This is a genomic window from Roseivivax sediminis, from assembly GCF_900112685.1.
Lineage (GTDB): Bacteria > Pseudomonadota > Alphaproteobacteria > Rhodobacterales > Rhodobacteraceae > Roseivivax > Roseivivax sediminis.
Genome location: NZ_FOMS01000007.1, coordinates 201,645 through 214,540 on the forward strand (window position 1 = coordinate 201,645; position 12,896 = coordinate 214,540).

9 protein-coding genes and 2 tRNA genes are annotated in these 12,896 nt (G+C 67.2%); all 11 read right to left on the reverse strand.

The features are described from left to right. Positions 1-2: 2 nt before the first annotated feature. Entirely contained in the window at positions 3-1,682 is a 1,680-nt protein-coding gene (locus F3H57_RS12790) for an ABC transporter ATP-binding protein (RefSeq protein ID WP_149756302.1), read from the reverse strand. A gap of 5 nt (positions 1,683-1,687) precedes the next feature. Then, the gene (locus F3H57_RS12795) at positions 1,688-2,770 is read right to left on the reverse strand and encodes an ABC transporter permease (protein ID WP_149756303.1); all 1,083 of its coding nucleotides are present in this window, start codon (positions 2,768-2,770) and stop codon (positions 1,688-1,690) included. 101 nt (positions 2,771-2,871) lie between these two features. Further along, the gene (locus F3H57_RS12800; RefSeq protein ID WP_149756304.1) at positions 2,872-4,239 is read right to left on the reverse strand and encodes a CmpA/NrtA family ABC transporter substrate-binding protein; all 1,368 of its coding nucleotides are present in this window, start codon (positions 4,237-4,239) and stop codon (positions 2,872-2,874) included. Between the two features lie 285 nt (positions 4,240-4,524). After that, positions 4,525-5,700: an ABC transporter substrate-binding protein gene (locus F3H57_RS12805; RefSeq protein ID WP_149756305.1), complete on the reverse strand. Its 1,176-nt coding sequence runs from the start codon at positions 5,698-5,700 to the stop codon at positions 4,525-4,527. Next, on the reverse strand, positions 5,697-6,281 hold the full coding sequence (locus tag F3H57_RS12810) for an ANTAR domain-containing response regulator (RefSeq protein WP_149756306.1): 585 nt from the start codon (positions 6,279-6,281) through the stop codon (positions 5,697-5,699). The genes F3H57_RS12805 and F3H57_RS12810 overlap by 4 nt, the downstream gene beginning before the upstream one ends. 122 nt (positions 6,282-6,403) lie before the next feature. Further along, entirely contained in the window at positions 6,404-6,682 is a 279-nt protein-coding gene (locus F3H57_RS12815; protein ID WP_149756307.1) for a hypothetical protein, read from the reverse strand. 333 nt (positions 6,683-7,015) lie between these two features. Then, positions 7,016-7,091: transfer RNA gene (locus tag F3H57_RS12820), tRNA-Val, on the reverse strand. 217 nt (positions 7,092-7,308) lie between these two features. Then, positions 7,309-7,383 (reverse strand) — tRNA-Val (locus F3H57_RS12825). A 419-nt stretch (positions 7,384-7,802) separates the two neighbouring features. Then, positions 7,803-10,214 (reverse strand): endopeptidase La, encoded by a 2,412-nt coding sequence (lon, locus tag F3H57_RS12830; RefSeq protein ID WP_149756308.1) that lies wholly within the window; start codon positions 10,212-10,214, stop codon positions 7,803-7,805. A gap of 219 nt (positions 10,215-10,433) precedes the next feature. Continuing rightward, entirely contained in the window at positions 10,434-11,630 is a 1,197-nt protein-coding gene (locus F3H57_RS12835) for an oxidoreductase (RefSeq protein ID WP_149756309.1), read from the reverse strand. Positions 11,631-11,736: 106 nt separating this feature from the next. Continuing rightward, entirely contained in the window at positions 11,737-12,849 is a 1,113-nt protein-coding gene (locus F3H57_RS12840; protein WP_149756310.1) for an alkene reductase, read from the reverse strand. Positions 12,850-12,896 lie beyond the last annotated feature (47 nt).

The window sequence follows — 12,896 nt, forward strand, 5'->3', positions numbered from 1 at the left end:
CATCACGCCGCCTCCTTCTTGCCGACGGCCTTCGCCTTGGGCGTCGCGCCGTGCTCGTATTCCTCGAGGAAGGTCAGGACCTGCTCGCGGTAGAGGTAGTAGTCGGGGTGCTCCAGCAGCGCCTTGCGGGTGCGCGGGCGCGGCAGGTCGACGTTGACGATCTTGCCGATGGTGGCCTGCGGGCCGTTGGTCATCATCACCACGCGGTCGGCGAGAAGGATCGCCTCGTCGACGTCGTGGGTCACGCAGATCGCCGTGACCTTGGTGCGCGACCAGACCTCCATCAGCACTTCCTGAAGCTCCCAGCGCGTGAGGCTGTCGAGCATCCCGAACGGCTCGTCCAGAAGCAGCAGTTTCGGCGAGAGCGCGAAGGCGCGCGCGATGCCGACGCGCTGCTTCATGCCGTTGGAGAGCGAATGCGCCGGGCGGTCCATCGCGTCGGCAAGGCCCACCCGTTCGAGGTAGTATTCGACCACCTCCTGCCGCTCGGACTGGCTGGCGCGCGGGTAGACGCGGTCGACGCCGACCGCCACGTTCTCCTTCGCCGAGAGCCACGGGAAGAGCGAGGGCGACTGGAAGACCACGGCGCGCTCGGGGTCCGCGCCCTCCACGTGCCGGCCGTCGAGCTTGATCGCGCCCTCGGAGATGTCGTTGAGCCCGGCCGCCATGGTCAGCACCGTGGACTTGCCGCAGCCGGAATGACCGATCAGCGAGACGAACTCGCCCTTGTTCATCTTCAGGTCGAAATCCTCGACCACGGTCAGCGGGCCGTTGGGCGTCGGGTAGACCTTGTGCAGTTGGGAGAAGTCGAGGAAGCGCTCCTCGATCATGCCCTCGGTCGCCCTGGCCTGCGCCTTGGGCAGCTCGTGGATCGGCGTGACGTCCGGCAGCCGGCGCGTCTCCTCGACCTTGGAGGCGATGCCGACATCCATCAGGTACTTCGTGACGTCGGCGCGCAGCGTCTGGAAGCGGGTGTCGTGGTTCATCTCGCCGCGGTCGCGGGGACGCGGGATCGACACGCGGAACTCCTGCCCGAGCGTGCCGTCGGGATTGAGCGCGATGATCCGGTCGGCGAGGATGATCGCCTCGTCGACGTCGTTGGTGATCAGAACGCAGGTTTTCTTGTCCTGCTCCCAGATCTGCTCGATCTCGTCGGCGAGGTTGGCGCGCGTCAGCGCATCGAGCGCCGAGAGCGGCTCGTCGAGCAGCAGAACCTCGGGGTTCATCGCCAGCGCGCGGGCCACGTTGACCCGTTGCCGCATGCCGCCCGACAGCTCTGCCGGGCGGCGGGACGCGGCATGGCCGAGACCGACCATCTTCACGTAATGCGCCACCTTCTCGGCCTTCTTCGCGCCCGAGAGGTTCGGAAAGACCGTGTCAACGGCCAGCCGCACGTTGCCCGCGACGGTCAGCCACGGCATCAGCGAATAGTTCTGGAAGATCACGCCGCGCTCCGGCCCCGGCCCCTCGACCGGCTTGCCGCGGAAGGTGACGCTGCCAGAGGTCGGGGCCTCGAGCCCCGCCATCAGGTTGATCAGCGTCGTCTTGCCGGTCCCAGAGAACCCGAGGAGCACGAGGAATTCGCCCTCCGCGACCTCGAGGTCGATGGCGCGCAGCACGTCCTCTCGATGGGTGCCCTCGCCGAAGCTCTTGGAGACATTGTCGAACTTGAGAATGCTCATGACGCTCACCGGTTACTGGAGAAGGTGAAGGCGGCCTGGATCGCGTACATCAGCCGGTCGAGCGCGAAGCCGATGAGGCCGATGGTGAAGACCGCGACCATGATCCGCGCGAGGCTCGACGACGAGCCGTTCTGGAACTCGTCCCAGACGAACTTGCCGAGGCCGGGGTTCTGGGCCAGCATCTCGGCCGCGATCAGGACCATCCAGCCGACGCCGAGCGACAGGCGCAGCCCGGTGAAGATCAGCGGAAGCGCGGATGGCAGCACCAGCTTGGTGATCTTGGTCCAGGTGTTCATCTTCAGGACCTTGGAGACGTTCACCAGATCCTTGTCGATGGACGCCACGCCCAGCGCTGTGTTGATCAGCGTCGGCCAGAGCGAGCAGAGCGTCACGGTGATCGCGGAAACCAGGAACGACTTCTCGAAGAGCCCGTCATTGGTGGCGTAGACGGCCGAGACGATCATCGTGACGATCGGCAGCCAGGCCAGCGGACTGACTGGCTTGAAGACCTGGATGATCGGATTGAGCGCGGCGTTCGCGGTGGGCGAGAGGCCGGCGAGGATGCCCAGCGGCACCGCGACCGCGGTGGCGATCAGGAAGCCGAAGAACACCGTGCGGATCGAGGTGGCAATCTGCTGGTAATAGGACGGCGCGCCGGTATAGGCGACGTCCTTGACGTCCTCGGGGCGGCCCGCCTCGATCATGCGCTGGTTGCGCTCGGCCACCATCGTCTCGAACTTCTCGCGCCGCTCGCCGGTGCGCACGGCGTCCGCGTGAAGGCCCTGGGCCTCGTCCCAGACGGCAGCCGGCCCCGGCACGGCGCCGAGCGAGGTCTGCACCTGAGGGGCGAGCACCGCCCAGAGGGCGAGAAAGCCGAGAATGGCGAGGACGGGCACGCCGAGCAGGCGCCAGATCTCGCCCATCTGGCCCTTCGGGTTGTCGCCGGCGGCGGCCTTGAGGACCGGGGTCATCCAGGCGAGGCCGAGGACGCGGAACCACGCGTCGGCCTTGTTGATGCGGGTGAAACGGCGGGCGCGGCGCGCCTCGCGGTGGTCGGCTTCTATCGTGCTCGGATCGACGGCGGTCATGGTCGGATCTCCTGGCATTGGGTGCGTGGAGCAGCTCCTCGAGCCCGTCCGGGCTCTCCTCGCGAGGACGCCCGTCAGGGCGGAGGAGCTGCCGCGGGGCCTCAGCCCTGGACTTCGCCGCCGACGATGCGCTGCTCGCCCTTCAGCCCGATATCGAGGCTGTCGAGGTACGCATTGGGCGTGCGGCCGTCGTAGGGGATGCCGTCGATGATGTCCTCGGGCGGGGTCGGCGCCTTGTAGCCGTCGCTGTCCCAGGGGAAGTCGGCCTCGTCGGCGAGCCCGTCATCGACCAGCGCCCGCGCCGCCTCGAGATAGATCTCCGGCTTGTAGACCGACTTGGCGACCTCGTCGTACCAGCTGTCGGGCTGCGGCTCCGCGATCTGGCCCCAGCGGCGCATCTGCGTGAGGTACCACACCGCGTCCGAATAGAACGGGTACGTCGCGTTGTAGCGGAAGAACACGTTGAAGTCGGGCACCTCGCGCACGTCGCCCTTCTCGTATTCGAACGTGCCGGTCATCGAGTTGGCGATCACCTCCTCGTCGGCGCCGACATATTCGGGGCGCGACAGGATCTCGACCGCCTCCTCGCGGTTGGCGTTCTCGTTCTCGTCGAGCCACATTGCCGCGCGGATCAGCGCCTTGGTCACCGCGAGCGTGGTGTTGGGGTTCTCTTCGGCGAACCCCGCGGTGATGCCGAACACCTTCTCGGGGTTGTTCTTCCAAATCTCGTAATCGGTGATGACCGGCACCCCGACGCCCTTGAACACCGCCTGCTGGTTCCAGGGCTCGCCCACGCAATAGCCGTAGATCGTGCCGGCCTCGAGCGTCGCGGGCATCTGCGGCGGCGGTGTCACCGACAGGAACACGTCGGCCTGCACCTGCCCCGTCGCGTCGCCGTCGGCGTAAAAGCCCGGATGCAGCCCGCCGGCGGCAAGCCAGTAGCGCAGTTCGTAATTGTGTGTGGAGACCGGGAAGACCATGCCCATGTTGAAGGGCCGGCCGCTGGAATTGTAGTCCTCCACCACCGGCGCCAGAGCTTCGGCGCTGATCGGGTGCTGCGGCAGGCCGTCCTCGTTTTCCGGGATGTTCGGCTTCATCTCCGCCCAGACCTCGTTCGACACGGTGATGCCGTTGCCGTTGAGGTCCATCGAGAACGGGGTGACGATATGCGCCTCGGTGCCGTAGCCGATGGTCGCGGCCAGCGGCTGACCGGCGAGCATGTGCGCCCCGTCAAGCTGCCCGTCGATCACGCCGTCCAGCAGAACCTTCCAGTTGGCCTGCGCCTCCAGCGTCACGAACAGCCCCTCGTCGAGGAAATAGCCCTGTTCGTAGGCCACCGCGAGCGGCGCCATGTCGGTCAGCTTGATGAAGCCGAAGGTCAGTTCGTCCTTCTCGAGGTCGAGCATCTGGGCAAGCGCCGGAGAGGTCAGCGCGGTCGAGGCCGCAAGTCCGATGATGAGATGTTTCATCCCTGTATCCATCCTTGGCCGTCTTCCCCTGTCCGGAAGACGAGCAGACAACAAAAAAGCCGCTGACGCGCCCTGCCGCATTCGGCAGAGGGTCGAGCGGCTGTGCTCACGTGTCCCGGTCGTCGGGAGATATCTTCGGAAAGAGGTCTCGGCGGACGCCATTGCCCGGCCGACACCTCATGCTATGCGCGACAGCCGGACATCGCGCAACGGCGGCCAGGCGGAAACGGCGCCGGCCCTGCCGCATTGCAGCACATTTCGGCGCGATTGTTCAGATCTTGGGCATCATGAAAGCGCGGGATCGAAGACCTGGCCGTCGAAGAAGGTGTCACGGGCCAGAATCAACCTCCCCGAGCGCGAACCTGCCGGCGTGTCCGCCGACAGTGCCCCTTCCAGCCGCGAGGAGGCCGAAGGAATATCGCACTGCGTCGGCGCCATCGCCGCGCGGAAATAGTCCGAGCGGAACCGCTCCGCCGCCGCGGCGGCCGCCTGCGCCCGGTCGAGGCCGGTGCGCGCCGAAAGCTGCGCGCCGATCCAAGCGCCCTGGCTGCGCCAGGGGAAGTTCGCGCAGAAGCGATGGAATTCCACGAAGCGCGGCACCTGCCGTTCCTCCCCGCGCGCGGACACCACGATGCGCCCGCTCAGGGCCCGCTCGATCAGCTCCGCGGCGATGCCCAGATGCTCGGCGCGGCTCAGAAGCTCCGCCGCGATGGTGAGCGAGCCGGGATCGGACAGCCAGCGCCCCGCCCGCCACACCGCACGGATCAGACGGCCGCGCAGGTCGGGCTCCGCCGTCGCCCAGTCGGCGCGCACCGCGAGCACCTTCTCGGGCGAGAACGCCCAGATCGCCGCCCCCGGCAGAAGCAGCGTCGCGCCGCCCGTCTCCACCGCGTAGGAGCCCCAGGGCTCGCCCACGCAGAAGGCATCGATCTCCCCGGCCTTCAGCGCATCGGCCATCGTCGCCGGCGGGAAGGTGCGCACCGACAGGTTCTGCGGCGCGGGCAGACCCAGCGCCGAGAGCCAGTAGAACATCAGCTCGGCATGCATGGAGAACGGGAACGGCACGCCGACGCGCAGCGGCGCATCCGCCGCCGCGATCAGCGCGCGGCCCGCGGCGCCGGCGTCGTCGAAGGCGAAATCGTGCCCGGCGGCGCGCAACCGCTCGGCCATCGCCGCGCTGACGCCGACGACGTTGCCGTTGACCGACAGCACCGACACCGCGTCCAGGGTCGTCGCGGTCCCGCCGAGGCCCAGTGCCTGCGCCACCGGCACCGGCGACAGAAGGTGCGCCGCCTCGACATGTCCGAAGCTCAGAAGATCGCGCACCGCCGACCACGATGGCGCACGTCGCAGATCGAGGCTGAGACCCTCCTCTGCGGCGAAGCCCATGCGCTCGGCGACGATCAGCGGGGCGGCATCCACCAACGGGTTGAACGCGACGGAGAGTGTGACCGTCCTCATCCCAGCAGCCCCGCCGAGGTTACCAGTGCCTCGGCCACGTCGGCCACGCGCCGGCCGCGGTCCATCGCGGTCTTGCGCAGGAGCGCGTAGGCCTCGTCCTCGCTGATCCCCCGCGCGCGCATGATCATGCCCTTGGCGCGGTCGATGACCTTGCGTTCCTCCAGCGCGCGCTTGGCCTCTGCCAGTTCCATCCGCATGCGCTGGAACATGCGGAAGCGCGCGATAGCGGCGTCGAGCACCGGCTTCAGGCGCCGCGGCTCCATCCCGTCCACGACATAGGCGGACACGCCCGCCTCGATCGCCGCCGCCGACAGCCCCTCCTCGGAACGGTCGACGAACATCGCCACCGGCCGATCGAGCGGGCCGGATGCGAGCGCCAGTTCCTCGAGCTGATCGCGCGAGGGATTGGCCATGTCGATCAGCACCACGTCGGGCGCGTGATCGCGGATATTGCCGGCCAGCGAAGCCGGCTCCGACAGGATGCGGATGTGGAAATCACCCGCGTCGTTCAGCGAATCGACGATCTGCAGCGCGCGTTCGCGGTCGGGTTCGACGACGATGATGGAAAGCCGCTCGGACATGGCTTCATCTGTCGGCACCCGGCAGCGCGGTGTAAAGGCAGCGCGCCGCAGGAAGGTTGGCGCGCTGCACCTGAACCGTGCGAAGCGCTCAATTCGCAGGCATCGAGCCTCGACACCGCCTCCTACGGGTCGTTCGCGGCGAGCAGACCGAGGAACTGCGCATCGATGATCGCAACCCGCAAGCGCCAGGCCTGCGCCTTTCTCACGGTAGAGAGTACGGATTCCAGCTTTTGGACTGCCTTGGGGTCAACGTGGTCCGAGCAGCCTTTAAGGTCGTTCAGAGCTTCGTTCGCCTCATCCAGAGCCGCCAGTGTCTGCTCTGCGGCATTGCGTTTCTCGCGACATCCCTGCGCCAAACGCACCGGAGCAATCCTGCGTTTCCGATCAACGACGATTTCCACGGCGTCTCCTCCTCAGCCATTTGAAACACTTGGCGCTCCCCTCAGGTACGAGTCACCGATTCAACCGTGGCGAAAATAAGTCGGACCAAACGCAACCACGTTCTTGCGCAATCCCAAGAGATGCAAGATTTGCGGAAGCGTGCCGCGGACCCGAGCCCGTGATGCAGCAATTCGCGACCGGACGGCGGCGCATTGCGCTTCCGTAGGACGCCCAAGCCCGATGTCGCCAAGCTCGAGGAAGGACAGCCGGCCCCTGCTGCTGCCCGAGTATGGCAAACGTCCCGACCGAACCGGAAGGCTCGCCCGGGGTGAAAACAGATGAGCTTTGAATAATGGTGGGTCGTGACGGATTCGAACCGCCGACATTCTCGGTGTAAACGAGACGCTCTACCAGCTGAGCTAACGACCCCCGGGCACGGCGTGACGCCAGTGCGGTTCGGGTCTAGCCCGGCGACAGCGGCGTATCAAGAACCTTCGAGTCCCCCCGGCGCGACACGCGCGGATCGCAACTTCAGAGCTCCCGAGTGCGGCTCGACTGTCCTCGCTGGACACGGCCAATCCGTCCGCTTGTGCCCCTTGGGGACAGCGGTTCTGGCGTCGTTGGGGCGGTCATACCAAGGGGAGGATGGTGGGTGATAGAGGATTTGAACCTCTGACATCTTCGATGTGAACGAAGCGCTCTACCACTGAGCTAATCACCCGGTGGCGTGCCTCTTAGACTCACTCGGACGCGTGTGCAAGAGGGTCGTCGCCTTCCTTCCGATCTCGGAGATGTGCCGTTGCGAGACCGGGGTTCGCGGAAAACGGCGCCACGATCGACGCCATGCCACGCCCCGTCATCCGGGAGCCAAGCCGAGCATCGTCGGGTCGCGGGTCGGCGATCGTGACGTCGGAGCGGCAGCGCTTCTTGTCGGCCACGACCGGGCGACCTCTGAGCATCGCGCCGAGCGGCAGCCAATCGCTGGCCCCGGGCGCGGCCCGGCGACGCGCGAAGGCCTGACGGCCCTTGCCCGGCGCAAGGGTCCGGGCCAGCGCAGCGCGCCCCCGTCCCATTGCGCACAAGAGAAAGGCCGCACCCCCGAAAGGATGCGGCCCTGAACGTCCGGATGCAAATTCCGGATCAGTGCGCCACGGCGCCCTGGTCCTTGCTGTCCTCCGCCCGGGTCATGGCCTCGACAGCGGTTTCTTCCTCGGCCTCGTCCCAGTCGACGGCCTCGGGCTCGCGGATCAGGGCCAGCTTCAGCACCTCGGAGACATGCTCCACCGGGATGATCTCAAGCCCGTCCTTCACGTTGTCGGGCAGCTCGGCCAGATCCTTCTCGTTCTCCTTGGGGATGAGAACGGTCTTGATCCCGCCGCGGAGCGCCGCGAGCAGCTTTTCCTTCAGCCCGCCGATGGCGCTGGCATTGCCGCGCAGCGTCACCTCGCCGGTCATCGCGATGTCCTTGCGGACCGGGATGCCGGTCAGAACCGACACGATGGCCGTGACCATCGCCAGACCCGCGGACGGGCCGTCCTTGGGCGTCGCGCCGTCGGGCACGTGGACGTGGATGTCCCACTTCTCGAAGCGCGGCGGCTTGACGCCGATCTGCGGCGACACCGACCGCACGTAGGAGGAGGCCGCGTCGATGGACTCCTTCATCACGTCGCCGAGCGTGCCGGTGGTCTTCATCCGGCCCTTGCCCGGCAGGCGCAACGCCTCGATGTGCAGCAGATCGCCGCCCACCGACGTGTACGCCAACCCCGTGACCACGCCGACCTGATGCTCGTCCTCGGCCAGCCCGTAGCGATGCTTGCGCACGCCCAGGAAGTCCGGGAGGTTCTCGGCCGTCACCGTGACGGTCTCGGCCTCCTTCTTGACGATCTTGGTCACCGCCTTGCGCGCGATCTTGGCCAGTTCGCGTTCGAGGTTCCGCACCCCGGCCTCGCGGGTGTAGTAGCGGATCGTGTCGATCAGCGCCTGGTCCTCGACCACGAACTCGGTCTCTTTCAGCCCGTGGTTCTTCACCTGCTTGGGCAGCAGGTGCCGCTTGGCGATCTCGGCCTTCTCGTCCTCGGTGTAGCCCGACAGCGGGATGATCTCCATCCGGTCCAGAAGCGGCCCCGGCATGTTGTAGGAGTTCGCCGTGGTCAGGAACATCACGTTCGACAGGTCGTACTCGACCTCGAGGTAGTGGTCCACGAAGGTCGCATTCTGCTCGGGGTCGAGCACCTCGAGCATCGCCGATGCCGGGTCGCCGCGGAAGTCCTGACCCATCTTGTCGATCTCGTCGAGCAGGATCAGCGGGTTGGTCGTCTTGGCCTTCTTCAGCGCCTGGATGATCTTGCCCGGCATGGAGCCGATATAGGTCCGGCGGTGGCCGCGGATCTCGGATTCGTCACGCACGCCGCCCAGCGAGATGCGGATGAACTCGCGCCCCGTGGCCTTGGCGACCGACTGGCCGAGCGACGTCTTGCCGACGCCCGGAGGGCCGACGAGGCACATGATCGGCCCCTTCAGCTTCTTGGAGCGCTGCTGAACCGCGAGATACTCGACGATCCGCTCCTTCACCTTCTCGAGGCTGTAGTGATCGTCGTCGAGGATCTTCTCGGCGCGGCCGAGGTCCTTCTTGACCTTGGACTTCTTGCCCCAAGGGATCGACAGCATCCAGTCGAGGTAGTTGCGTACCACCGTCGCCTCGGCGGACATCGGACTCATGTTCTTGAGCTTCTTGATTTCCGCTTCGGCCTTTTCCTTGGCCTCGGTCGACAGCTTGGTCTCGGAGATCCGCTTCTCGAGCTCCTGCACCTCGTTCTGGCCATCCTCGCCGTCGCCGAGTTCCTTCTGAATGGCCTTCATCTGCTCATTCAGGTAGTACTCCCGCTGCGTGCGCTCCATCTGGCTCTTGACGCGGGTCTTGATCTTCTTCTCGACCTGCAGGACCGACATCTCGCCCTGCATCAGGCCGTACACCTTCTCAAGCCGGTCGGACACGGCGAGCGTTTCCAGAAGCTCCTGCTTCTGGTTCACCTCGATCCCCAGATGCCCGGCGACCAGATCGGCGAGCTTCGCCGGCTCGGTTGTCTCGCTGACGGCGGAGAGCGCTTCTTCGGGGATGTTCTTCTTGATCTTGGCATACCGGGCGAACTCGTCCGCGACGGACCGCACGAGCGCGGTGATCGACGTGGCGTCGCCCGGCATCTCGTGCATGTATTCGGCCTTCGCCTCGAAGAACTCCGCGTTCTCCAGGTATTCGGTGATCTTCACCCGCGCCTGCCCCTCGACCAGAACCTTCACGGTACCGTCGGGCAGCTTGAGAAGCTGCAGAACGTTGGCCAGCACGCCTGCGGTGTAGATCTGCTCGGAGGTGGGATCGTCCTCCGCCGGGTCGACCTGGCTTGCCAGCAGGATCTGCTTGTCGTCCTGCATGACCTCCTCGAGCGCGCGCACGGACTTGTCGCGCCCGACGAAGAGCGGAACGATCATGTGCGGGAACACCACGATGTCCCGCAGCGGGAGCACCGGGTAGGAGGCGTTGAGGGGATGTTCCATGGGCTTTCCTTCTGATCGGCAAGACGGCCCGGCCCCGCTTTGCGGCAGCGCTTACCGTCCCCTTCTTGGTGCTATGACCTGTGGTCGAGCGTAACGCTTTTCAAGCGGCGCGCGCCAGAGCCTTTTGGTTCAACCTAGCGCAAGGTGCCGGGCACACCACCGCAACACCCGGGTCACGCGAACGGATACCACCCCAAGATGTGGTGCCGCCTGTCCGGGTCAGGGCGCCCCGAACCGCCTTATCCAGCGGCCCCTGCGCGCGGCGTCACGGGCGGCCATCGCTGTCAGCGCGGCGTCCGGGTCGGGCGGAGGCAGCATGGACCGGTCCTCTCCGATGGCGCGCAATGCCTGGGTGTACCAGGCAGTCAACCCGCCGGGCGGGCGACTGTCGAAGCGCGGAAAGGCCGGCTCCCGCCCCGCCCGCCAGCTTTCGGGCAGCGCGGGGTCGAGTGCGAAGGCTCGCGCCAGCCCGACCGCGTCGGCATCGCCCGAGGCCACGATCCCGGCGGCCTCTGCGCGGGTCTTGATACCGCCGGTGAGCATCACCGGTGCGGATACGACCCGCTTCGCCCGCGCCGCGACGTCCCGGAAATATGCACCGCCCCCACTTCCGTCCGACGCCGCCGGGGCGCCCGGGAAATACGTTCCGCCGGAGATGTCGATCAGGTCGAGCCCCAGACCCTCAAGCGACGAAAGGACTTCGAGCGCATCGCCTTCGGTGGTGCCGCCTTCCAGCCGGTCGGTGGCGTTGATCTTGAGCCCCACGGGAAAGGCCGGGCCGACGCCCGCGCGCACCGCCTCCACCACTTCCAGCAGGAGCCGCATCCGGCGGCGGAGCGATCCGCCATACTCGTCGTCCCGGCGGTTGAAGAGCGGCGAGAGGAACTGGCTGAGCAGGAAGCCGTGCGCGGCGTGGATCTCGACGCCCGAGAACCCCGCTTGCCGCGCCCGCTGCGCGGCGCCGGCATAGATCTGCGGCAGCGCCCGGATCTCGTCGGCGCCGATCTCGGCGCAGTTCAGCCCCGGCAGGTCCAGCGCGGACGGCCCACGCGGGCGCCCGATCTCCGGCGGGGTGAGCGCGCCGGCATGACCGAGCTGCGCCCAGAGATGGGTGCCGCCCCTGCGCCCGCTCCGGGTCAGTTTCGCAAAATCCTCGGGATCGGCTTCGGGCGCCAGCACGAGATTGCCCGGCGCCTCGGCCGCGTCAGTCAGCGGCTGCACCTCCCCCACGATGCACAGCGCTGCGCCCCCTTCGGCCCAGCGCGCGTAGAGCCGCGCCTGCACGTCCGTCGGCCGCCCGGCCCCGTCGCCGAGCGCGTCGGACATTGCCGCCTTGAGCACGCGGTGTGACAGCCGCGCCCCGCAAGGCAGATCGAGCGGGGTGAAGAGCGGATCGGATGATGCGGGATCTTTCATGCGCGCCTCCAGCTCAATCGCAGGCTTATCAGCGCGCATGGGTTCGGGCAAACGCGGCGGCCGGTTCCTGCCGGTTACTTGGACCGGTTCAGCCGCCGCGGCCTGCTCATTCAGCGGCCGTGGAGGCCTGTGCGTCGTCGAGGAACGGATAGTCGGTGTAGCCCTCGCGCCCACCGCCGTAGAAGGTCGACTTGTCGGCGGCGTTCAGCTCCGCGCCCAGCTCAAGCCGCCTCGGCAGGTCGGGGTTGGCGATGAACGGCACGCCGAACGCGACGAGGTCGGTATCGCCCCGCTCCACCCGTTCGACGGCCATCTCTCGGTCGTAGCCGTTATTGCCCATCCAGGTGGTGCCGACGCGATCCTTCAGCTCGCGCAAGGTCACGCCCTCGGGCAGATCGCGCGGGCCGCCGGTCTGGCCTTCGATCATGTGCACGTAGGCAAGGCCCAGCGGATGCAGCACGTCCGCGAGATGCCGCGCTAGCGCCGCAGGGTCACTGTCGGTGGCGTCGTTCGCCCCCGAGAACGGCGAGATCCGCACGCCTGTGCGCCCCGCGCCCCAGACGCCCGTCACCACGTCCAGCACCTCTTCCAGAAGGCGCGAGCGATTCTCGAACGAGCCGCCATAGGCGTCGTCGCGCTGGTTGATCCCGTCCTTGAGGAACTGGTCGATCAGGTAGCCGTTCGCGGCGTGCACCTCGACCCCGTCGAAGCCCGCGGCTTTCGCGTTATCGGCCGCGATGCGGTATTCCTCCACGATGCGCGGCAGCTCGTCGAGGCGCAGCGCCCGCGGCTCCGACACGTCGACCATCTGCGTGCCGTCGAAGGTCGGCGCGTTCGCCCGGATTGCCGAGGGCGCGACCGGCGGCTGCCCGCCCGGCTGCAGCGAGGTGTGAGAGATCCGGCCGACATGCCAGAGCTGCAGCACGATCTTGCCGCCCGCATCGTGCACCGCGTCGGTCACCTGGCGCCAGGCGTCGATCTGCGCCTGCGAATGGATGCCCGGCGTCCAGGCATAGCCCTTGCCCTCTGGTGTGATCTGCGTTGCCTCGGTGACGATCAGGCCCGCGCCGGCGCGCTGGCGGTAATACTCGACATGCATGTCCATCGGGGCATCGTCGTCGTTCATCGCGCGATTGCGCGTGAGCGGCGCCATGACGATGCGGTTCTTCAGTTCGATATCGCCGGCCTTCGCCGGCGTGAACAACTTGGCCTCGGTCATCGCGGGATCCTTTCGGATGAGGTGCGTGAATTCCAGATTCCGTCCAC